Below are 22073 nucleotides of genomic sequence, written 5' to 3'. Positions count from 1 at the left end.
CAAGAAAGGGCGCGCCAGCCGTGAGGCCAGCGCGCCCTAGGGATGCGGTATATACGCAAGAGAGCGTTAGTCGAGGTAGTAGTGTCCAAGGGCATCGGCGCCGAGGATGGCGTCGGCAACCATGTCGGGCGTGACGTCGAACGGCATGTTGCCCATGGTGTCACCGGGGGCGCAGGCGGCCTCGGCCACGATCATGGCCTTCTCGCGTGTGACCTCAGTGACGCCGAGCTCGCCCAGGGTAACGGGCAGACCAATCTCGATGCAGAAGCCCAGGACCTCCTCGAGCTGCTCGGTGGAGGCGTTGGCGAGCACGAGCTGGGCAAGGGTACCAAAGGCGACCTTCTCGCCGTGGTACATGCCGTGGCACTCGGGCAGCAGGGTGAGGCCGTTGTGGATGGCATGGGCGGCGGCGAGGCCGGAGCTCTCGAAGCCGATGCCGGAGAGCAGCGTGTTGGCCTCGATGATGTTCTCGACGGCCGGGGTGAGGGCGTGGCCCTCGAGGGCGACCTTGGCCTTGACGCCGTCGGCCATGAGGGTGTCGTAGCACAGGCGGGCGAGCGACAGGGCCGCGAGGCCGCCCTTGCCGCCGGCACAGGTGTCGCCGCAGGCGTCGTGCGTGGCCTGGGCCTCGAAGTAGGTGGCCAGGGCATCGCCCATGCCAGAGACGGTCAGGCGCACCGGGCTCGCGGCGATGACCGTGGTGTCCATGAGGACGATGTTGGGGTTGGCCGGCAGGAACAGGTAGCGGTCGAACTGGCCGTCGTCGGTGTAGAGGACGGACAGGGCACTGCAGGGGGCGTCGGAGCTGGCGATGGTGGGGCAGATCACGACGGGGCAGCCCAGGAAGTAGGCCGTGGCCTTGGCGGTGTCGAGCGTCTTGCCACCGCCGATACCCACGACGACGTCGCAGCCGTTGGCGCGGGCGACCTCAACGAGGCGGTTGACCTCGTTCTCTGAGCACTCGCCGTTGAAGTCCTCGAAGACGGGCGTTGCCTTGGCCTCGGCAAAGCCGGCCTCGACCTTGGCGCCCACGCGCTTGACGCCAGAGGGCGTGTTGATGATGAGGGCCTTGGTGCCAAGCGGGTCGACGTAGCCGCCGAGCTTGGCAAGCTCATCGGGGCCCTGGATGTACTTGCTGGGGCTGTTGAAGATCTTGGACATGAATTGCTCCTCTCCTAAGCGATTCACACGTTATTTCTAGTTTAGGAGGACGGGATGATTGGGCCCGCCAGGTGTCGGTAAGTGCTTAGGTACAATCTTGATGCCGCTTGCAGCGGGCGCGGCGCCGTTCACCGGCAAATTGCGCTACGGTTGACCAGCGCAAACGATGCATTTCAGGTATGTGAGATGTGCGAGCGGCGCGCTGGGCGGGGCAAGCGGTTGGGCCAGGCGCGCAGGCAAGGTGTTGGTGGAGGCGGGTGGCACGCCCGCACTCGCGGCGGAGACAGGCAACCAAGTCAAAGGCGAGGACACCCATGCGCAAGGGGAAGCGGCACGGCGAGGGTCCGTGCCACCCGCCGTGCCGTCCAAATCACTCGCCGGGCATCGTTGCAGGTAGGTGCCCGGAAAAGAGGTGTCAACTGTGTTATGCGAGGGGCACGGGCCTTTCGCAGGTGGAGTCAACGGGTTCCCAAGCCCCGTCTTGCTTAGGCACGCCGCTTGCATGGCGGGCGAGCGCGAACGGACGTGCTCATGCCGCCTCGCCTCCCCTCGCCAGGCGGTCAAAGACAAAGGTAAGGACAAGACCCAGTGCGGCAAGCACGCCGCCCACGACAAACGCGGGCGCATACGAGCCGGTGGCCGCGAGCAGGCCGCTCATGGCCTGCGGGCCAAAGAAGCCCGCGGCGGCAAAGCCGACGAACATGATGCCGTAGTTGACGCTGTTGTGGGCCGCGCCAAATTGCTGGGCCGTAAAGCCCGGATAAATGCCCATGGTTGCGCCAAAGCACACGCCAACCAGGCAGATGCCCAGATAGAACGGCACGGACTGGGTACCAAGGCCAAAGAGCAACGCCATGGCCACGGCCAGCACCACAAACGCGAGGCGAAGCGACGCCACGGGGCCGAGCCTGTCTGACGCCGCACCCGCAAGGATTCTGCCACCCGCATTGGCAAGCGCGAGCACCGAGACAACAAGGGCCGCCGCACCCACAGACATCCCCGCCAACCCCTGCGCGAGGGGCGAAGCCTGGGAGGTAACCATAAGGCCCGAGAAGGCGCCGCACAGAAGCATCGCGATCATGGCGTAGAAGGCGGGCCTGGCCAGCATCCCGCGCCAGTCGGCATCGAGGCCGGAGCCCGGCACGCACCCCAACTCGCCCGCACCGCTCCTCTCGCCCATGGCCTGTCCACCCGCCATGAAGCCCGCCGGGCAGGCCATGATCTGCGTAGACGCCAGGACGATGACGACGAGCATGGCCACGCCCAGGATCTTGAAGGCGCTCGCCACACCCACCGCCTGCATGAGAGCGTTGGCAATGGGCGGAACGAGCACCGACGACAGGCCATAGGAGGCCGTGGCGAGACCGCCCGCAAGGCCCTTCTTGTCGGGGAAGAACTTTACGGAGTTCGAGACCGTGACGCCGTAGACCATGCCCACGCCCAGGCCAACGCCCAGGCCATACGTGAGCATGAGCATCTCCTTGCTTGTAGCAAAGCCAGACAGCACCATGCCGGCGGCAAAGAGCACGCCCCCGGCAAGCACCACCTTGCGCGGGCCAAGACGCTCATTGATGGCGCCCCCGGCAATCATCGTGATGGGACCCACCGCGTTGGCGATGGTGAACACGATGGCAAGGCCGCCCACCTCCGTTCCGGCAAGCGCGCTGAGCCGCTCGGCCATGGGCGTGGCAAACACGCTCCAGGCATAGAGCGAACCCACGCACAGGTTTATCAGGCACGACGCCGCCAGCACAAGCCAGCGCCTTCTTGCGAGAAGCTCGCTAGTCATCAAAGCCACCAAACACGGGAACGCCGGAGTAGGTCTTGGCCTCCTCCTCGCCAGACAGCACGCGACAGGCGCCCGCCGCCATGGCCTCGAGCTCGAACTCGCCGGGATAGGCGCTCACCGGGGCGATCCAGTCGCAGGACTCCTCGATGCGCGTCACCAGGTCCCTCGAGTGGACCATGCCGCCGCCCAACAGGATGCCGTCGACCTCGCCGCCCAGCGCACAAGCCATCGAGCCAATCGCCTTGCAGATCTGGTAGCACATGGCTTCCCAGGCACGCTTGGCGGCCGCATCGCCCGCCTCGACACGTCGCGTTACCTCGATGGCATCGGAGGTGCCAAGCAGGTCGACGAAGCCGCCCGTCTTCATGCACAGCTTGCGCACCTCGGCGGTGGTGTGGCCCGCCTCGAGGTAGTCAAGCACCTCGACCACGGGCAGGCCGCCGCAGCGCGTGGACGCCATGGGCCCCTCGCCGCCAACGATGTCGTAGCCGTCGATCATCTTGCCCAGACGGTGCGCGGAGACCGAGATGCCGCCGCCGATGTGGGCCACCACGAAGTTGCACTCGTCATAGCGCTTGCCCATAGACGCCGCGTGGCGAATGGCCGTCTCCTTGAGGTTGAGCGCGTGCAGGTGCACGTGGCGATAGACCCCCTTGACGCCCGTCATGCGCGCCTCGTCGCACAGCTCGTCGGTGTCGGGCGGGTTCACCACAAACGCCGGCTTGCCGCACGAGGCCGCGAACTCACGGGCAAGCTGCGGACCCAGCTGGGCGGGGTGCTGCACGCCGTTGGCGCCACGCGTGGCGTGGTCGAGCAGGACGTCGTCGATCTTGTAGGTGCCGCCCTCGAGCGGCAGCAGGCCGCCGCCGCGGCCCACGAAGGCGTCGATCCCCTCGAGCGACACGTCGTGGCCGGCGAGCAGCTCGAGGATAGTGTCGCGGCGGTAGGGCATCTGCTCGGAGACGCCGGCGAACTCGGCGAGCTTGGCGGCGTCGTGGTCGACCGTCTCGCAGAAGACGGGCTGGCCGCCCTCGAAGACGCCCACCTTGGTCGAGGTGGAGCCGGGGTTGATGACAAGGACGCGATAGTTGTTCTCAGGCATGGATGGCACCCCCCTACTGAGCGCGGATGATGAGCGTGGCGACGTTGCCGAGCATCTCCTCGACGGGCGCGGAGCGGCTAAAGTCGCAGACGGGCTTGGAAAATCCCTGCAACACGGGACCGTAGGCATTGGCGTGGCCAAAGATCTGGACGAGCTTCACGCCAATGTTTCCGGCGTGAAGGTTGGGGAAGATGAGCACGTTTGCGCGGCCGGCAACCTCTGACTCGCCCTTGACCTTGTGGGCCGCGGCGGCCGGGATGATTGCCGCATCGAGTTGCAGCTCGCCATCGCACTTGATGTCGGGGCGCAGCTCGTGCACGCGCCTGACGGCCTCGCGCACCACGTCGATCGTCTCGTGCTCGGCCGAGCCCTTGGTGGAGAAGGCGAGCATCGCCACGCGCGGCTCCCAGCCCATAAGGCCGGCAACGGTGTCTGCCGAGGAGATGGCAATGCCCGCGAGGTCAGAGGCGTCGGGCTGGGCGGTGATGGCGCAGTCGGCGAGACCGAGCATCGAGCCCTGCGGCCCCTCAAAACCGGGGATGTCGGCGATGCCCAGGCTCGAGGGCGAGGCCACGCCCTCGGCAAGGCCAATGAAGCTCATAGCCGAGAAGACCACGTCGCCCGTCGGGTACTCCTTGCCAGCGGCGCAACAGTCTGCAAGGCCGCACTTGACCAGGAACATTCCACAGTTCACGGGGTCTTTGCTCTTGCGCGCCACGGCCTTAGTGGAGTAGTCGGAGAAGCCCATCTCGGCGTACTTCTCGGCAAGAGCCATGCGGTTCGCCTCGTCGGTGTTGTCGAAGTAGTCGAAGCCGGCGGTCGAGACGCCCTGTTCGGCGGCAAGCGCCTCGACGGAGGCCTGGGCGCCCACGAGCACGGGCGTGCCCATGCCGTTTGCCACGACCTGCTCGGCGCAGCGCAGGATGTCCGCGCACGATGACTCGGGGAAGGCCACGCGCTTGGGAGAGCGCTTGGCACGCTCCACCATCTGGGAAAGAAACTCGTTCATATGTCTCGCCTCTCTAAAAAAACGGTAGAGAAAGGCCCCAGACCTGCGGTTTTATGCGGGGCTGGGGTCAGGGGTGATCGATGCGCCCTAGGCGCTACTCCTCCTCGAGCAGCTCCGTCACGAACTCGGCGGCCTCGCCGACGGTCTTGTTGCGCTTGAACTGCATGTAGGGGACCTCGATATCGAACTCGTCCTCAAGGAAGGTCGTCATCTGCGAGATCTGGGTGGACTTGGTGTCATACTCGGCAAACGTGGTATCGGCGGTGATGCCCGAGACGTCGACGCCCCAGATATAGGCGCAGCGCTCGGCGAGCTTGTCAAAGACGTCCTGGTTCATGGTTATTCCTTTCTGTGAGGCCACCGCGCGGCGGTGGGGAGAGGAGGGGCGCCGGGCCCAGTCGGGGGCGCGGCCCGGCGCCCAGGGAGAATCGGGCTAGCGGATGATGATGTCGCCGTCCTGGAAGCGCGGCGGGATCACCGGGATCTGCAGGAACGAGTCGTGCTCGCCGCCGGTGTAGATCAGCGTGCGGCCGTGATTGTCGGTGTCCCACATCAGCGGCTCGAACCAGTCCTCGCGAATGTAGCGGCCGGCCACCTGCACGCGAATCTGCTGACCCTTGTGCCAGAAGCGGGAGGTGGGCCAGATCTCGATGTCGACGGGGACGATCTGGCCGGGCTCGACCTTCTCGTCGCAGGTGTGGGCCTGGATAGGCTGGAAGTCGGTCGAGAGCTTCTCGTCGAGCTTGCGGCGTGAGACGCGTATCTTGCCCCAGGCGCCGGGGTGCGGCTCGCCAAAGAGGGTGACGGGGAGCCACTCGCCGGTGGTCGAGAGCTTCTGGACGTTCACGAACAGGTCGGCGTCGCTGTAGTCCTCGGCGGCGACCCAGAGGTGGAGCTTCATGTACCCCGTGAGCTCGGTATCCTCGGGGAAGCGGTAGTCGAAGGTGACCTCCTCGGTCTCGGAGTCGTAGCCCACGCACGCCTTCTCGGCCACGGGCTCGGCCTTCATCGACATGTCGGAGGCGTCGAGGTAGAGCTTCTCGTACTTGGTGCGCTTGAGGGGGAAGCTCGTCTCGGGGCGGTTCTCCTGGTAGTTGAACTCGCCGGTGTCCTGGACCTCGATACGCACGGTGGGCGTGAGCTCCCAGCCGTTGTTCTCCTCCTTGAGGTAACGGTCGAAGAAGCGTTCGAGCTCCTGGAGGTTCTTGTTGTTGTAGGCGTCGGGCCACTCAAAGTCGCGGTGGCAGCGCAGCCACTTCTTGCGGCTCTTGATCTTGCGGAAGGCCTGGATGGAGCCGCGGCAGTGGAAGTGGTTCCAGCAGGCGGTGGCGTAGACCGGGATCGTGATGTTCTTCCAGATCGGGTCCTTGTCCTTCCAGTAGTCGCAGTCGATGAACGGGTATCGCTCGGAGTTAGCCGCTGTGTCGTCGATGTAGTTGGGGCCCACGGCCTCGCGCACGACCATGCCCACGAAGGTGTGTGCCGGGATGCCGCCCTCGTAGAGCGACTCGCGGTACATGTCGGACGTGCCCTCCCACGGGGCGATGCAGGAGAGGTGCGGCGGCTGCTGCGAGGCGATGCGCCACTGGGTCATGGCGACGCAGGAGTTGCCGGCAAGGCCAACGTGGCCGTTGCACCAGGACTGGGCCGCGGCCCACTCGATGAAGTCGTAGCCGTCTCTGCCCTCCTGGGTGCCAAACTGCACGAAGTCACCGCCGGAGTGGCCCACGCCGCGCGGGTCGACGTTGGCGACCGCGTAGCCGTGGCGGCACCAGTAGCCGGGGTCGGGCGACTCGAACTTGGACATGTTCGAGACGGTCTGGGGCGGCACGCCCATGATCTGCCACTCGGACTGGCCGTCGAACGGACGCTTGCCGTAGAACGACCACGAGACGATCAGCGGCACGACCGAGCCATCGTTGGGACGGTAGATGTCGACGTAGATGGTCACGCCGTCGCGCATCTTGACCGGCTGGTCCTGCATGCAGATGATGCCGGGGGCACACTCGTAGGTGCTGGTGTTGAGCGGCGACTGGAACTTGTAGTCCTCGCGCTGCTCGGGGGTCATGGCGTCGAGCTGCTCCTGCGTGGCGGGATTGAGCATCTGGCGCATCGTGATTTCGGTTGGGCTGCCATTGCAGATGACGGTCTTGGTTACGGTTTCGCGAGCCATGTTTCCTCCTGTTTCGATGGGTTCGAATGCGAGGTCCTAGGTGACGGGGCGCAGGCTAGCCCTGCTCGACGACCTGGGGCTTGGTGACGTCGTGCTTGTTGAAGTAGATGAAGCCGGCGATGCACAGGGCACCGAGGAAGGCCGCGCCGACCCAGATCATCGCGGTCATGGAGCCGCCGACGAGGCCACCCAGGAACGAGGTGGTGAAGGGCGACAGGGACTGGCCCAGCGAGCAGCAGGCGTTGCAGAGCGCCATGTTGAAGGCCATGCCCATGGCACTCGAGAAGTTCGAGGCACCCATGCCGCCAAACGGGGTGAAGGTCTGGTAGCCAAGGCCGATGAGGAAGCCGGCGGCACACAGCATGGGTACGCTCGGGGCGATGGCGTAGAGGATGAGGCCGGCAAAGGTGAAGACGAAGGTGATGGTGGGAGACTGCTTCTTAAAGATCTTGATGAGCGGGGCCACGATCACGCCGGCGAGGAGGCCAGAGAGGGTGTAGGCGCTGGAGGCCATGCCAGCCTCGGCCGTGCCGCCCAGGCCGCGCTCGGCCACGATGAGGGCCTCGTTGGAGTTGAAGAGCTGGGCAAAGGTGTAGAGGACAAAGCCAAAGACGCACAGGAAGATGACTTCCTTGGGAACCACGACGTGCTGGCCCTTCTCGACCTTGGGCTCGAGCTTGCCCTTGGGCAGGAAGATGAGCTCGAGGACGAAGAAGACGCCCACGATGAGGTACGCGTAGAAGGCGTGCGTCCAGTCCTGGGCGCCCAGGGCCGCGGCGGCGGAGGTGTAGATGAAGCCGCCCAGGCAGACGAACGTCGAGAGCAGGCCGAGAACGGTGCCACGGGCCTCGCCGTCGAAATAGTCGGGGATGAGGGTGGTCATAGCGTTCTGGAGGCCGCCGAGGGCAACGCCGACGAGCGCCGCGGAGACGAGCAGCTGCGAGATGTCGGAGTGCAGGTAGATGGGCATGGTGCCGGCAACGATGTAGAGGGCCGTGAAGAACAGGGCACTGTACTTCTTGTAGACGCGCGAGGCGAGCTTGGAGACGACGATGCCCGTGGGAATGGCGATGAGCGACGGCAGGGTCACGATCTGCTGGATCACCGTGATGGGCGCGTCGGGGAAGGCCTGGGCGATGCTGGCGAGCACGGACACGGGGACGATGAGGGCCATAAGCGACAGCGCGCAGCTGTAGATGCCCACAAGCGCCTTGAATTTGTCCTTTGACATACTTCCTCCCTTGATGAGGCTTACTGCTAGCTGGGTGTGGGGCTAGTTGTTTTCCTTGGCGTCCCCCTCCCCGAGCATTCCGTTCTTGGTGAGCGCCAGGAAAGCCACCAGGCCTGCGGCCATGAGCGCGGCGCCCGCGATGTAAGAGACGACGTAGGAGCCGGTTACCCCCGAGATGAGTGCAAAGAAGCTGGGGCCGATGGCACCGACGAGCTGGATGATGGGAAGCATCAGGCCAAAGGAGCTGGCAAATCCGTCGCGGCCAAAGTACTCGGCGCAGATGTTGACGGGCCAGTTGTCGGCACCTCCAACGACGACGCCGATGAGCGCGAGGCTAACGAAGACGCAGGCGGAGTTGCCCGAGAGGTTGAGGACGATCGCGATGATGCCCGCGACGAACGAGAGGATGGCGCCAACGCGGGAGCTGAACCTGTCGCCAATGACGCCACAGACGAACGAGCCGGCGCAGGCGAAGAGCGCGGAGGCGAGCATGGCGCCCATGGCCTCGTCCATCGTGTAGCCCAGCTCGAGCAGGCGCGGGGCCAGCTGGACCATGAGGCCGCCCGAGAAGATGAGCTGGATACCCAGCACGAGCGACAGCAGTACGAAGCGGGGATTGCGGAGCAGGTCGCGGGCGAGCTTGGCGCTGGCTCCCTGCTGCTCGACGGTGCGCTCGACCTTGTGGGGCTCGCAGCGCTCGAGGGTGTCGGGCGCATAGCCGCGCTCCTCGGGAGTGTACGAGACGCCCAGGGCGAGCAGCGCGAGGGCAACGCCGGCGATGGCCATGAAGGGAACGAACGCGCCGTCGACGCCAAGCGTGTTGAAGCCCAGGTTGTAGACGATGGAGGCAAAGCCGGCACCCAAGGGGATGCCCATCGACACGAAGCCCTGGACCGTGCCCTTCTTGGTGGGGAACCAGTTGGCGAGCAGCACGGGAACGGTGTTGTAGCCAAGGGCCGAGGACGCGGCGTTGGCAACGACCATGGAGACCGAAAAGAGCGCGAACTCCTTGGAGATACCCATGAGGGCGAGGCCGACCATGTAGAGGATGCCCCACAGGACGCAGAGCTTCTTGGCCGAGGCCTTGGAACAGGCCCTGCCCGCGATGAAGCCCGCGACGACGTTGCCCACGCTCGCGACCGAGATCATCGAGGTGATGAGCACGCTGTCCCAGCCACGCGTCTGCTCGAGCAGCACGGCGGCGATGTTCATCGCGCTTCCGACCGTCGAGGTGATGAAGTAGCACAGCACGCTGAAGACGAGCAGGGGCCAGGCTCGCAGGTAATGGGAGCGCGCGGCTTTGTTTTCCATGAGAGCTTCTTTCTCGTGAGGCCCAACGTGGTGGTGCCTGTCGAGTTAGATGCTATGGACGGGTGAATGCAGCCTCCAGAACAGTGGGGGCACCGCGTGTTCGATTCGAACAAGCGGGACGCAGGGTGTTCGAATCGACCGTTGACGGAGCGAGTGTTCGATTTCGCAGGTAGATGAAGGTAAGATTTTCAATGTGATGGATTATGGCCGCACGGAGCTCAACCGTTCGCGGCAAGCGACAGAGACGTGAGTGCAGCGGCATGGCAGACGGCAAGCAGGGCTTCAAGACCCAGAAGCGCGAGCAGACGCGCGAGATGATCGTCGAGGCGTATTTGGAGCTGCTCGAGGAGAAGGACTTCGACGCGGTGACCGTGAGCGCGCTGTGCCGCGCGGCAGGCATCGTAAGGAGCACCTTCTACACCTACTTCTCAGACATCTATGCCGTGGCACAGTTCATCGAGGACAGACTCATTGCCAAGCTCAACTGGGTCGACGAGCAGGCGCGAGGAGCTGAGGCGCTCAACCGCAAGCGCGCCAAGACCGCCTGGGGCTTTCCCATTGCCCCGCCGTATGGCTTTGACCTGTGGTTCGATGTCTACGAGATGCAAAAGCCGGCGCTCAAGGCCATGCTTGGCCCGCACGGTGACCCCTACTTCGAGCAGAAGCTGCGCGCACATCTCGTGAGCCACGTTCGTCTGCTGATGGATGAGGACGGCATGCCCGACGATGAGTTGAGGGTTGGCTTCTCGGAGTCGACCGTCGAGCTGCACTTCATCCTGATCAGGAACTGGATGCTTCACGAGAACACGACGCTCACGAAGGAGCGCATCAAGACGATTATCAACACGGTGCGCATTGGCGGCAGCGTCGAGGGGCTCTACCTCGACGAGCTGCTCGACCACGCGGCGTTGATTGATGGCATCTCGCCCATTGGGGAGATCGAGGGGGCGTAGCGACGGGACGGCATGCGCCCCGTACGAATTGACGAGCTGGCGCGTTGACGCTCAGGATTTAAGGGCACGGGAATGGAGCGCCGACCCGCGACGACGCCCCGAAAGCGGAGACGCAATTTGTCCTATAAGCCGCCCTTTAAGCCCACGTGCCCCGAGTTGCACCAAGAGTTGCACGCGGAGTGCACCAACGAAGAGCGTGAGCGGGACAAATACGACACTCCGTAACGAAAACGACCCGAAGACGCTGGGTCTTCGGGTCTTATCACTTCTGGTGGCGGGGAAGGGAATCGAACCCCTGACACGGGGATTTTCAGTCCCCTGCTCTACCAACTGAGCTACCCAGCCGAAATGCCTGCTCGCCTTGCGAGCTCGTTTACTATAGCAAATAGAACCAGCCAAGCAAGCGAGAATTTGGGCTAATTGGAAAAATTCTGGTCGAGCGTCGATTCGCCCCGCGGCCTGCTCGCACAAACGGCTCATTGCTGCGGTCCAATCCGTCAGTGCGCTGATAGCAGGAAGGGGCAATCGAACCCCTGACGCGGCGGTTCAGCCCCCTGTCCTCCCGGCAAATTGTGCTCGGGAGCACGCCGGCCTGGGAGGGAGCAACCTGCGAGGTTGGATTAGACCGCTACAGCGCCTTCGCGAACGCGCGGGCGCGACGCCGGCAGGCTCAGCAGCTGGTCCATGACCTCGGCAAACGCCACGTGGGGATTGACGCAGTAGCAGCGGGCAACGCAGTGCGAGGAAGTAGCCGCGCCCGCCTCGTCACAAGGATAGGCCTTGCACTCGGGCAGTCCATGCCCGGTGCCTCGGGACGACCACGTCAGACGATAGAAGGCCTCGCCCACGCAGACCACCCACACCCGGCGCCTCACGATGCCGCTATCGAGCGGCTCCTCCTCCACGGACGTAGCGTCGTAGAGCACGCTGTAGGCAACCTCGCGCCCCATCGCCTGGCTCATGCGGCCTCACCCCTTCCTCCCGCAGCAGGCCAAGGTCTGATCGTGACGCCCGCCCCTCTCACCTCGACGACGTCACCGCAGCGCAAGGGGCACAGACCCGCCAGCACCCATCCGTTGACCAACACGCTATTGGCCGCGCCCAGACCCTGGGCAAACAGCACCCCATCCCTGAACAACAGTACGAGGTGACGCGCCGCCACCTCTGGGTGGTCGATCACGACATCGCACCCGGGCTCTCTGCCAAGGACGAGTCCCTCCTTGCCCACCTCCATGGGAACCGTCATGCCTCCGCAGCTCACCCGCACGCACGAGGGTGACATCAGCGCCGCCACGGGCTCGGGCCGCTCCGCCTCGGGCGCAGGCGAGGTCAAGCAGGCCGCCTGGGGCTGGAACGCCGCTGAACCTTGGGACACCGAGGGAGACTGCGGAGGCGCCTGGATTTGCGACGACATCTGGGGTTGCGGCACCGGCCGAGCTTGGGTCATCGTCGCAGCGCCCAATGCCCCCGGCATCTCAGCAGATGGCACTAGCGTTGGCTCCTCGAGCTCTCTCGAGAGCTCGAGGAGCGAGGCGTCCGCCACCGCGCCAACCGCGGGCTCGCCACCCCTCGCGAAGTCATAGAGGCACCCGTAGCACACGTCCATGTCGGCAAAGAGCTTGGCCCCGCACCTGGGACACGTCTTGAGCCCTCCACCCGCCTGATTGGTTGCGTCCATTGCGCACTCCCCTCTCTACAGCACATCGAACAGTTGCAAGCTCACCGCTTGCCCAGTCTGCGGCCATGGCCCGTCCGAGCTCGGGCGCTCCAGGGCATGGGCCGCCCCGCGGCAGGAGACGACCCGCCCCGCGGGAACGTCTCGCCGCACCCTGAGCACCCGCCCCTGCTCGCTCACGAGTGCCACGTCGATGCCGTAGGCCATGCCAAACGTGTGGACCGAGCGACACCCCACGAGCAGGCAGGGCAGGGCGCGCGCATCTCCCCGCCTCGTTCCCAGGAGGCCCCGCAGACGCGCAAGCGCGCTGCCAAGCACCTGGAACCTGATCGAGCACACGCCATCGCCCGCCTCGGCATGCGGCCCAGCACCCGCGCCCACGCCCGTCTCGGCGTTTGCCCTAGCAGCTGCGGCATCGCCCGACTCAGCGCACGAACCGCCGCCCACGTCAAACGTCACCACGGCCCAACGGGCACGTGGCCCAACTCTCGTCCTCACGAGACCACCCCCGAGCGATACCTGTCCACCACGACGCTTCGCTCGTGATGGGCCAGGGCGGGCAGCGACGCGCCCACCCCGGCAATGGAGAAGGAACCGGGCCACGGCCGGTAGCCCAGCCTGCAGACGTAGCGGGTGGTTCCCGCCGCGAGGTCGATGAGGGCACGGCCCTCCCCGCTCGAGACGTCCTCGGCGCTCACCGAGACCTCGCACGAGGCGTCGCCCATGGCGTCAACGATCGCGGCCTTGACCTCCTCGACGCCAGCAAGCTCACCTGAGGCGCCCGACGGGCTCACGCCATGCATCACCACGGCGTCGGCCGCCACGCGATCGAACCGGGCGCACAGCTCGGAGAAGCGCATCACGTTAAGGATGACGAGGGCCACCACCACGATGACGGGGACGAGCACGGCGAGCTCAACGGCCATCTGTCCCAGCTCCCGGTCTGGCGCAGGCGCCTCGCACCACCTCATCACGCCGCCCCCAAGAGCTCGCCCACGTCGATGGTTATGGGAATCGTTATCTCGGTCCCCGGGATGGTCAGCTCGGCAATGGTGACCTTGCCAATGCGCGTCCCCAACTCGTTTTTGACCTCGCGGCCCAGCGCCCGGGCAAACTCGACCGGGTCTGCCGTGTCGGGCAGCTTGCTAACGAAGTCCCTCACGCTCGAGACGTGGTCATAGCCCGCCTTGTCGAGCACGTACTGGCTGTTGGTGAGCACGGGCTTTCTGGGACGCAGATCGGCCGGGGCCAGGCCCGCGTCGCGGATGGCCTCCTTGGCCATGTCGCGCAGCCACGAGCTCACGCTCGTTCCCAGCACGCCGTCGATGCCGTCGAGTATCTTCGTAGCCGCAGCCTCAACATTGCCCGCGGCAGACTCGTAGCCAACGAGCAGCTCTCCCCACAAGGACCCGATATTTCCCAGTACGCCGGCATCGGCCCCATCCATCCCCTCGGAGATGGCACCAAAGAAGCGCGAGAGCACGTCGTTTCCCTCGGCGGCCGAGTCTGGCGCCAGAGTCGCGGCCGCCACGGCGGCACCCGCAGGCACCGCGGAGTCCGCAAGGAACGCCCCCGTGACCTCAGCGGGCACCTCGCGCTCGCCGCTCGTCACCACGGCGACGCAGCCCCAGGCACCTGGTGGGCACAGGCGTGGCCGAGGCACCGCGAGCGCCTCCATGGCGCACTCATAGGCACTCTTTCCCTCACCGGCAAGCTCGCGCATCTGCGCCTCGGCCTCGGCAAGGTCGTTGCGAGCCCGCTCGTAGCGCTCCGACGCCTCCGAGACGATCCTCCAGTAGTGCTCGAAGCCGTTATCGATGCTCGTCGACGCGGCCGGGGCGCTTCCCATGGCCTGCGCGTCCATCCTGCAGGTATCGCAGCGCGCCACGCTCCCGGCGTCGAGCGCGACGAGCGACGCCGTTCCCGCAGACGCGCCCCTTGCGCCCGGGCATTCCATGCTTGCATGCAGCACCGTTCTTCCTCCCTCCTGCGTACAGGGCCAGCGACTGGCCGAGTAGAGCGTCGTTGCGCGCAGCTGCTCCACGTTCGAGAAGAGCTGTGGCAGGTCAAGGTCCACGCCGCCGTCGGGCAGCTGTTCGTAGTGGCCACGACCAACCTGCTCGAGCGCGTACTCGTAGAACGCCTTGCGTGCCGCCGAGTTCGTGAGTTCGTCCGTCCCCTGGCCCAGCGGCGCCTCGCTCGCGAGGCGGGCGGCGTAGTAGGCACGTGCGCGCGTGAGCGGAGCCCCAAAGGTCCAGAGCGGCAGCACGTAGCTTGGATTGCTCACGGGCGCCAGCCCCGCAAGCGCGTCGGCCCGCTCGCGCAGGCACATGCCGTCGGCGCCGCAGTCCGCAAGCCAGGCCTCGCGCATGGCCTCGTCGGCACGGTCCCTTGCCTCCTTGGCCCGGTCGGACGCCTCCTGGAGACGCCGTGCCGCCTCCGCCGCCTCCGTTGGGTCCACCTCGACGTCGAGCGCGGAGAAGTCGGACTGCGACTCCACGGGAAACGGCATGGCAACGCCCGTCCAAGACCCGCTCTCCTGCGCAACGGCGGCGGAGCGGCTCACGATGGCAAGGGGCAGCGTTCCCTCGACCTTCTTGAGCCCCCGTGCCGCAGACCGCGCGAAGCGCCCGCGGGAGTCGAACACCTGCCGCGCGGCATCGACGGTCTTGGCGCCCGCCGCGCCCAGGCCGGGGATGGCGCTCACCACAAGGCCGGCACCCAGCGTCACCATGCCGGCAAGCCCCATCGTGAGCACGCAGGCATCGAGCACCGTGGCAACCGTCGCATACGAGGACACGACGTTTGCCCCGGCCAAGGCGCAGGCGTCGGCGACCGTCTGCACGTCTGCCGACCTTCGTTGCACCCACCCAACCGAGACGAGCGAGCAGGTGAGCGCGAGGCTCACGAGCAGGGCAACCGCCACCGATACCGACGTGTAGCCGCCCGTCTCGTCAACGAACGCGTCGATACCCAGGAAGGCGCGGGCGCGCCCCCTATCCCCAAATCGAGGTCCATCCGCCATAGTCGCCCTCCAACCAGTCTGGCCTCGTACTCTCGGACACCTCGACGCGCAGGACGACCTCGCCCTCCTCGACCTCACCAAAGGCCGAGGCGAGTACGCCCACGAGCGGCAGGGGCCTCAGGCGCCCCGCAACCCGCACGCTCGAGCGACCCATCGATGAGGAGCCCTCGCACTCGATCTGCCAGCCCTCCTCCCCGCCCACGTGAAAGGCGGGCACGTTGGGCACGGCGCGAAGCCTGCGCCTCACGTAGGCCACACACGAGTCCTGGCCAGCCGCCAGCGTTGGGCCCGAGGTGGCGAGCGCCCGCAGCCCCTCCGATGCCGCCTGCTCCATGACGCAGCGCGTGTACAGGGCAAACGCGGGCTGCAGGAGCAGGGCAAGCAGCAGCATGAGGACCGGCAGGAAGAAGGCTGCCTCGACGCTCGTCTGGCCCAGCGAATCAGAACAGGACGATGTCGTGCATGCCGCCCGCCGCGGCCACGCCCTCGATGGCGTGCGAGGCGCACCCCTCGGAGAGGCGCTGCAGGCCGCCGGCGCCCACCACGCGCCACACCGCCCCCAGCGCCACGATGGCGGCAAGAAACGCCACGAGTACGAGGGCGTACTCGACCGTCGACTGGCCCAGCTGCTCGCCACACGCGTCACGAGCCGCCTTGCGGCCCCGTATTCCCATAGGCCTCCCTCCATTGGTCCACCTCCATCCTCAGAACGCTCACCCGGCTCGCGTCCTCGCCCTGCCGCTCGACAAAGCACAGGTCGACCCAGCCGGGGCCCACCACGGTGCACCCCCAGACGCTCCCCAGCAGATCGAGCCACCCGGCATGGGCGAGCGTCGTGTCGCCGCGGGCCGCATAGTTTTCGAGCAGGTCGCCCGCGGCGCGGGAGACGCCCTCGTCGACGCTCCACTCCCGCCGAGGGACGGCCGATCCGCCTGCCTCGGCCACAAGGCCGTCGACCCCGCCCGGCGCGTCCCCAGCGCGAGTGCCCTCTGAGGGTGCGTCTGCGCCCGGCGCCCCGGGGGCGTCGGGCTCGCCCGAGCCGCCCGCCTCACCATCAGCGGCCCCACCCGAATCGCCGCCAGCAGGCACTTCCCCAGACGAGTCGGCCACGCTAACTGGGGCGGGCACGGCACTGCCCGCACCCGCCTCGCCCAGCACGCATGCCGCAACGGCCAGGGCGGCAAGCGCCAGGACCGCGAGCAGGGCAAGCCGCCCCCTACAGCGAGTTGATGCCATCGGTAATCGAGGTCCAGAGCTCCTGGAGCCTGCCCCTGAACGCCATCACGGCAACGATCGCCATCAGCACCAGAACGCCCACAAGAATGGCGTACTCGGTCGTGCCCTGGCCGCTCGTCTCGCGCGCCAGGCAGCGAGCACGCGCGCGACGCAGAGCGCACGAAGCCCCTATGCCAAGCCTGTCAATCACACCCATGACCTCTCCTTTCCCTGTGCGGGACAAGCCCGCCCAACCTCATCTGGACAGGGCCGCGCTAAGCAGCGGCCCCAGAATCGCAAGCAGCATCGCGGGCACCACAAGCGCGCCCAGCGGAATGAGCATCCGCACGGGAACCTCCTCGATGCGACGCTCCACGCTTGCGCGCTGGTACTCCCTGATGGCGTCTGCCTGGCGCTCGAGCGTTGCCGCGAGCGGGGCGCCAAACGCCAGCGCCTCGCGCACCGCGGCGACAAACTTCGCAAGGGACGGCGCCGCCACGCGCGCGGCGAGCTCGCCCAGGGCGTCGCGCCTGCTCGCAAGACCCATCTGCCACGAGTGCATGGCCACGAGCATCTGGCGGGAGAGCTCGGCGGAGCTGCGCGCGCAGTACAGGGCAAGCGAGGCGTCAAACGAAAGCCCCGCGGAGAGCCCCAGCGCCAGCACGTCGAGCATCTCGGGCATCTGCCGCTCGCAGGCCGCGGCCATCCGCGCCGCGTTCTCGCGCCCCTTGAGGCGCCGTAGCGCAGGCGACGCCCGCAGTGCCCGCGCCAGCGCAGACGCCCTGCCCCCATTGCCCCAACCAGGCTCGTCGTCGCCATATAGCAGCAGGTAGGCAGCCATGGCAGCCGCCACGCCCAAGCCAAGCGCCCACATCAGAGCACCCCACGCATGAGGCGCGCGATGATAGCCAGGGCCACCACGTCGAGCAGAGCCGCCGCCAGCACGCACCCCAACCCAACGGGCGTTGCCAGCCCCGCCCTGAAGTCGGGCGAGGTGAGCACGAGCAGGGCCACGAGGCACACGGGAAGGCCGCTCACGATCTTTGCCGACAGCCTCACCTGCGCTGTCTTTGCCTCGAGCTCGCGCTCGAGCGCAAAGCGCCTCTCAACGAGCTGGGCAGACCTGAGGAACAGCCCCTGGAGCGGGGCGCCCGTCCTGGCAGAGACCGTGAGGGCGCAGACCATGAGCTCGACGCCGGGGGCGTCGGTGCGTGCAGAGATCTGTTCGATGGCGTCGGCCGCGGGCGTGCCGCACGAGACGAGCAGCGATGCCCGCGCGAACTCCCAGTTGAGCGGCCCCGTGCCCATCGACCCCACGTAGCTGATGGCCTGGGGAAGCGTGCGCCCGGCGGCAAGTGCCCCGGCAAGGGAGCGAAAGGCGTCGGGCACCTGCCGGGCAAGGTCGCGCTTGCGCCCGCGCACGCGCGACGAGCGCCACATCGCCGCGGCCACGCACCCCACCGCAACGCCCGCGAAGGTCCCGAGCAAAGACAGCGCCACGACCAGGCCAAGCAGGCCGCAGGCCCCTACGTAGGCCACGAGCAGCCCGCGCGCGCCCTCGCGCGCAAGGCCGGCCGCCTGCACGCGCTCGCTCAGCACAAGCTCGTCCACGACGCCGCGCGCGAGGCCCAGCCGCTCAAGGGTACGCATCGGCGCGCTCAGGCCCACCTCGCGCAGGGCCCGCACGAGCGCGCGCCTGGTACCCGTGTCGCCCGGCCTCTGAATGGCGCCCTCATCTCCGCAGGTCAAGACCCATGCCGCCAGGGCCGCGCACGCACCACAGCCTAGGCACAGCAACGCCTCCATTGGCACACCTCCTCCTCTTCGAGCAGGCCGTCTGACACCGCCCGGGCAAGAAACGCCGGCTCGCGCACGAGGCGCCAGCTGCGCTCGCCCACGTCGAACGACACGACCTGGGAGAGCTCGACGCCGCCGTCCTCGCCGCGGCCCACCTCGCAGGCGTCCGACACGACGCGCGAGCCGTCGGGCATGCGCCGCGACATCACGATGAGGTCGAGCGCGGTCGCCACCTGCTCCTCGATGAGCGCGGCGGGCAGATCCATCCCAAAGCGCGCCATGAGAACGAGCCTCGAGACGGCCTCGACGGGCGTGCCCGCGTGCAGCGTGGTGAGCGAGCCGTCGTGGCCCGTGTTCATGGCCTGCAGCATGTCGATGCACTCCTCGCCGCGCACCTCGCCCACCACGATGCGGTCGGGGCGCATGCGCAGAGCGTTGGTCACGAGCATGCGAATCGTCACGGCACCCGTACCCTCGATGGAGGCGTCGCGCGCCTCGAGCCTCACCACGTGCAGGCCTTCCTCGAAGCGCAGCTCGGCCGAGTCCTCGATGGTCACGATGCGCTCGTCGCAGGGAATCTCGGCAGACAGGGCATTGAGCAGCGTTGTCTTGCCCGAGCCCGTGCCACCCGCCACCGCGATGTCGCGCCGCACGCGCACGGCCCACGACAGCAGGCGCGCGTACCAGACCGGAAGCGACCCCAGCTCCACCAGGCTCTCGAGCGTGCGCAGGGCCCCGGAGAACTTGCGAATCGTAACCGCGGGGCCGTCCATCGCCACCGGGGCGATCACGGCGTTCACGCGAAAGCCGTTGGGCAGGCGCGCGTTCACGATGGGGCTCGCGTCGTCGAGCCTGCGGCCCAGCGGCGCCAAGATGCGGTCCATCACGAGCATGATCTGCTCGGGCGAGTCAAAGGCGCGGCTCGCCGGAAGGAGGCGACCTCCGCGCTCGTAGAACAGCGCATCGCAGCCATTCACCATGACCTCGGTGATGGTGGGGTCGTCGAGCAGGGGCTGCAACGGCCCTAGGCCCACGATCTCGTCGATGACGCGAACCATGAGAGCGTCGCGCTCGTCCTCGCCCAGCTCCTCGAAGCCGCCGGAGCACAGCACCGCCCGGCACACCACGGCAAGCTCCTCGCGCACCTGATCGACGGCACCGGCCGAGACGAGCGAGGCAATCTGCGTGAGGCCCAGGCGCTCGACCAGCCCGCGCTTGAGCCGCTCCGAGAGCCTCCGCTGTTCGGCCGCGTCCTCCCGCGCCTCGTCTGCGAGGTCGCCCACATGCTGCCTCACGCGTTCAAGCACGCCCATCGCTACGCCTCCCCTCTGCCAAGGCCAAAGAGCCTCCTAGGCTTGCCTCCGCCGGCAAGGGCGTGCCTGGCGCCTTCGGCGTCGGGAAGGTGCCCCAGCTCCTTGAGCAGGGCCGCGAGGCCATGGGCGGCGCCCAGCGCGGCAGGGTTCTCGGACGCAACGAGCTCGGCCATGCCACCCGCGCCCAAAAGCTCCACGAGGTCGAGCCCTCCGTCAAGCACGCGAACCTCGCGGGCGCACTCGAGCCCCACGGCTGCCCGCGCCACGAACGACTCGTCGCGCCGACGCGGGTCGCAGGCGTTCATAAGGCGCACGATGCGCGTGCGCGCCACGCCCAGGCGCACTGCAAGCGACCCGCAGCGCGAAAGCGCCGGGATGGCGCCAGGCCGCTCGTCGGAGACGATGACGAGCCGGTCAGCCTGCTGGGCGGCACCCGCCACGGCGTCTCCCCAGCTCGACGGCGTGTCAACGATCACGAGGTCATGACCATGGGTAAGCCGCGCGATGATGTTCGCGGCAAGGGGCTGTATGCACTCGGCATACTCGGGCGCGCGACACGGGCCCCACACATGCAGGTGCTCGCCGGCACGCGCCCCCGCTTGCTCGAGCGCCTCGTCGCTCGCTATGCCGCCCGCCAGCGCGGCGAGGTCACCCGGTCGGGAGACGCCACACAGCGCGGCCAGGTTGCCAAAGGCAAGGTCAAGGTCGAGGACGGCGACGTCGAGCCCCCAGCTCGCCGCCGAGGCCGCGAAGAGCGCCGCCAGCGTGGTCTTGCCCACGCCGCCCCGGCCCGAGACAAACACGATGACCGGCACGCCCTCGCGCCGCTCCGACACGGTCGCAAGCGCCTCCTCCCCCGCCGCCCGGCCCGGCACGCCCGAGCGAGTTCCCCTCTGCCCCTGATGGACGGAAGCAGGCCGGGCGGCGAAGTCGGCGCTGGTGATGACTTGCGAAATGCCCGCGCGCTTGGCACGCGAGCGCATGGATCCCGAGGTGGAGTCGAGCGCGAGGAACACCTCGCTGGCGTTGTCGTCGGCAGCAATCGCGGCGGCAAGGTTCACCGGGTCGGGGCCTCCCACGCCCTCGCCCACGATGACGCACGCACCCGCGAGGTCCTCGCGCATGCGGCCGCGCAGACGCACGGGGCTGCGCTCGAACACGACGCTCGCCGCCTCGTCGCACGAGCGCACGTACTCGCCCAGCTCCGAGGACTGCGACACGCCGGCACAGATTACCCAGGTTGCCATCACGCACCATCTCCCGTCTGCGCCCCTACGCTCTCGGGCGCCTTGGCATCGCCACTTCCCAAGGCGGCGGCAGAGGCCACCTCGTCAACGTCATCGGCGGGAAGGGCCACCCGTAGGCTCCCGGCACCCGAGACGGCCAGCACGTCTGCCACCTCGGCGGGCAGCACGGCCAGCGTGAGCGAGCGCTCTCCCGCGCCCGCGGACCCCACCCCCTGCGAGGGCACGAGCGCCACTGCATCGCCCGTTATGAGCCGTACGCCCGCGTCCGCAGACTCGTAGACCAGCACGCGCGCGCCGTTTGCCACCTCGGCGGGGACACCGGCCCTATCCGTGAGCCTCACCGTCACCGCGACGCGGCCCTCGGGCACCTCGATGGAGGTCGCCTGCTCCGTCACGTCGAGCTCCGTGAGCGGCGATCCCTTGGCAACGGGAGACGACAGCCGCGCCCCCAAGACGTCTGCCACATCGGTGAAGGACCCCTCCGGGGCGAGGTCGGTGAGCCAGTCCCTCTGCTCGACGTCCCCCTCGCCCACCACGCTGCCCGCGGCAAGCTCGCGCCTTGCCACGACGAGGCTCGCCACCTCGCCGCCGTACTGCGCGAGCAGCTCGGAGCGCTGCCGCTGAGCGTCGGCCCGAACGGACTCCATGCCACCCGCGGCGAGCAGCAGCGCAAGCACCCCAAACGCCGCAGACGTCGCGATGCGCGCGCGTCTCTTCATGGCTCCTCCCGTCACTCTCGACTACTCGTGGGGCCATCTTCTCCCGAGCGCGCGCAGCAAGAGACGCCCCGGGCCAGAAAGTCCCGGGGCGTCAGACACAAATCTGTCCAGAATCTAACAAAATATGGGCGAGACGTTCCAAAAACGCCTCGCCCACCCTGTTGACAACCCAATAAACAGCAGTTCAATGCCCTGTTGATAACTTTTGAAAACGCAGCCGAGAAACGCCGCCGCCACGCGAAAATAATTTCCGGCAACGCGGGCGCAGCCCGCCAGCGTGCCGCGCCCGCGACCCGCCAGCACCACGCCGGCGCACGCTCGCACGCGCCCGTGCTCAACCCACCAACGCCCCG

General features: G+C 67.4%; 24 protein-coding genes and 1 tRNA gene. 2 read left to right on the top strand and 23 right to left on the bottom strand.

The features are described 5' to 3' along the window. Window positions 1-66: 66 nt before the first annotated feature. The 8 genes from Q3866_RS04355 to Q3866_RS04320 form a co-directional block, all read right to left on the bottom strand. Window positions 67-1161: a glycerol dehydrogenase gene (locus tag Q3866_RS04355; RefSeq protein WP_301829886.1), complete on the bottom strand. Its 1095-nt coding sequence runs from the start codon at window positions 1159-1161 to the stop codon at window positions 67-69. A gap of 529 nt (window positions 1162-1690) precedes the next feature. Next, window positions 1691-2950 (bottom strand): OFA family MFS transporter, encoded by a 1260-nt coding sequence (locus Q3866_RS04350; protein ID WP_301829884.1) that lies wholly within the window; start codon window positions 2948-2950, stop codon window positions 1691-1693. Next, window positions 2943-4052, bottom strand: coding sequence for a butyrate kinase (buk, locus tag Q3866_RS04345; RefSeq protein ID WP_301829883.1), 1110 nt, complete (start codon window positions 4050-4052; stop codon window positions 2943-2945). The genes Q3866_RS04350 and buk overlap by 8 nt, the downstream gene beginning before the upstream one ends. A 13-nt stretch (window positions 4053-4065) precedes the next feature. After that, window positions 4066-5061, bottom strand: a complete 996-nt coding sequence (locus tag Q3866_RS04340) for a phosphate acyltransferase (protein ID WP_301829881.1) — start codon at window positions 5059-5061, stop codon at window positions 4066-4068. A gap of 94 nt (window positions 5062-5155) precedes the next feature. After that, a complete protein-coding gene (locus tag Q3866_RS04335) occupies window positions 5156-5398 on the bottom strand; it encodes an acyl carrier protein (RefSeq protein WP_301829879.1) in 243 nt (80 codons plus the stop codon). Between the two features lie 96 nt (window positions 5399-5494). Then, window positions 5495-7234 carry a CocE/NonD family hydrolase gene (locus tag Q3866_RS04330; protein WP_301829877.1) on the bottom strand — a complete coding sequence of 580 codons (1740 nt, stop codon included), beginning with the start codon at window positions 7232-7234 and terminating at the stop codon, window positions 5495-5497. Between the two features lie 55 nt (window positions 7235-7289). Continuing rightward, the gene (locus Q3866_RS04325; protein ID WP_301829875.1) at window positions 7290-8465 is read right to left on the bottom strand and encodes an MFS transporter; all 1176 of its coding nucleotides are present in this window, start codon (window positions 8463-8465) and stop codon (window positions 7290-7292) included. Between the two features lie 42 nt (window positions 8466-8507). Next, window positions 8508-9776, bottom strand: a complete 1269-nt coding sequence (locus tag Q3866_RS04320; protein WP_301829874.1) for a nitrate/nitrite transporter — start codon at window positions 9774-9776, stop codon at window positions 8508-8510. Between the two features lie 260 nt (window positions 9777-10036). Here Q3866_RS04320 and Q3866_RS04315 point away from each other — a divergent pair, with 260 nt between their 5' ends. Then, on the top strand, window positions 10037-10729 hold the full coding sequence (locus Q3866_RS04315; RefSeq protein WP_301829872.1) for a TetR/AcrR family transcriptional regulator: 693 nt from the start codon (window positions 10037-10039) through the stop codon (window positions 10727-10729). Window positions 10730-10998: 269 nt separating this feature from the next. On the opposite strand, the gene Q3866_RS04310 is transcribed toward Q3866_RS04315, so the two are convergent. The 3 genes from Q3866_RS04310 to Q3866_RS07795 form a co-directional block, all read right to left on the bottom strand. Next, a tRNA-Phe gene (locus Q3866_RS04310) sits at window positions 10999-11074 on the bottom strand. A 275-nt stretch (window positions 11075-11349) separates the two neighbouring features. Beyond that, entirely contained in the window at window positions 11350-11691 is a 342-nt protein-coding gene (locus tag Q3866_RS04305; protein WP_301829871.1) for a hypothetical protein, read from the bottom strand. Further along, window positions 11688-11963, bottom strand: coding sequence for an FHA domain-containing protein (locus Q3866_RS07795; protein ID WP_367881366.1), 276 nt, complete (start codon window positions 11961-11963; stop codon window positions 11688-11690). Before Q3866_RS07795 ends, Q3866_RS04305 begins: the two co-directional genes overlap by 4 nt. Between Q3866_RS07795 and Q3866_RS04300 the strand changes: the two genes are divergently transcribed. Next, window positions 11962-12312 carry a hypothetical protein gene (locus Q3866_RS04300; RefSeq protein ID WP_301829869.1) on the top strand — a complete coding sequence of 117 codons (351 nt, stop codon included), beginning with the start codon at window positions 11962-11964 and terminating at the stop codon, window positions 12310-12312. The two genes, Q3866_RS07795 and Q3866_RS04300, sit on opposite strands and share 2 nt — an antisense overlap. 110 nt (window positions 12313-12422) lie before the next feature. On the opposite strand, the gene Q3866_RS04295 is transcribed toward Q3866_RS04300, so the two are convergent. Genes Q3866_RS04295 through Q3866_RS04240 form a run of 12 tightly spaced genes read right to left on the bottom strand, consistent with a single transcriptional unit; the run spans window position 12423 to window position 21720 of the window. Further along, window positions 12423-12866, bottom strand: coding sequence for a hypothetical protein (locus tag Q3866_RS04295; RefSeq protein ID WP_301829867.1), 444 nt, complete (start codon window positions 12864-12866; stop codon window positions 12423-12425). Between the two features lie 32 nt (window positions 12867-12898). Continuing rightward, window positions 12899-13330, bottom strand: a complete 432-nt coding sequence (locus Q3866_RS04290) for a hypothetical protein (protein ID WP_293673706.1) — start codon at window positions 13328-13330, stop codon at window positions 12899-12901. Between the two features lie 44 nt (window positions 13331-13374). Further along, window positions 13375-15429, bottom strand: a complete 2055-nt coding sequence (locus Q3866_RS04285) for a pilus assembly protein TadG-related protein (RefSeq protein ID WP_301829864.1) — start codon at window positions 15427-15429, stop codon at window positions 13375-13377. Further along, window positions 15401-15865, bottom strand: a complete 465-nt coding sequence (locus Q3866_RS04280) for a TadE/TadG family type IV pilus assembly protein (RefSeq protein ID WP_301829910.1) — start codon at window positions 15863-15865, stop codon at window positions 15401-15403. Before Q3866_RS04280 ends, Q3866_RS04285 begins: the two co-directional genes overlap by 29 nt. A 4-nt stretch (window positions 15866-15869) precedes the next feature. Beyond that, window positions 15870-16103, bottom strand: a complete 234-nt coding sequence (locus tag Q3866_RS04275) for a hypothetical protein (protein WP_293673708.1) — start codon at window positions 16101-16103, stop codon at window positions 15870-15872. Further along, a complete protein-coding gene (locus tag Q3866_RS04270) occupies window positions 16072-16665 on the bottom strand; it encodes a hypothetical protein (RefSeq protein WP_301829862.1) in 594 nt (197 codons plus the stop codon). Before Q3866_RS04270 ends, Q3866_RS04275 begins: the two co-directional genes overlap by 32 nt. Further along, a complete protein-coding gene (locus Q3866_RS04265) occupies window positions 16646-16861 on the bottom strand; it encodes a hypothetical protein (RefSeq protein ID WP_301829861.1) in 216 nt (71 codons plus the stop codon). The genes Q3866_RS04270 and Q3866_RS04265 overlap by 20 nt, the downstream gene beginning before the upstream one ends. A 39-nt stretch (window positions 16862-16900) precedes the next feature. After that, window positions 16901-17518 (bottom strand): type II secretion system F family protein, encoded by a 618-nt coding sequence (locus Q3866_RS04260; protein ID WP_301829859.1) that lies wholly within the window; start codon window positions 17516-17518, stop codon window positions 16901-16903. Continuing rightward, window positions 17518-18393, bottom strand: coding sequence for a type II secretion system F family protein (locus tag Q3866_RS04255; RefSeq protein WP_301829858.1), 876 nt, complete (start codon window positions 18391-18393; stop codon window positions 17518-17520). The genes Q3866_RS04260 and Q3866_RS04255 overlap by 1 nt, the downstream gene beginning before the upstream one ends. Window positions 18394-18428: 35 nt before the next feature. Then, on the bottom strand, window positions 18429-19754 hold the full coding sequence (locus Q3866_RS04250; RefSeq protein WP_301829856.1) for a CpaF family protein: 1326 nt from the start codon (window positions 19752-19754) through the stop codon (window positions 18429-18431). 2 nt (window positions 19755-19756) lie between these two features. After that, window positions 19757-21001, bottom strand: a complete 1245-nt coding sequence (locus Q3866_RS04245) for a P-loop NTPase (RefSeq protein WP_301829854.1) — start codon at window positions 20999-21001, stop codon at window positions 19757-19759. Further along, window positions 21001-21720 (bottom strand): SAF domain-containing protein, encoded by a 720-nt coding sequence (locus tag Q3866_RS04240; RefSeq protein ID WP_301829852.1) that lies wholly within the window; start codon window positions 21718-21720, stop codon window positions 21001-21003. Before Q3866_RS04240 ends, Q3866_RS04245 begins: the two co-directional genes overlap by 1 nt. Window positions 21721-22073: the final 353 nt, after the last annotated feature.

It is taken from the genome of uncultured Parolsenella sp. (genome assembly GCF_958346945.1).
Classification (GTDB): Bacteria; Actinomycetota; Coriobacteriia; order Coriobacteriales; family Atopobiaceae; genus Parolsenella.
This window is presented reverse-complemented; position numbering and strand designations above follow the sequence as displayed.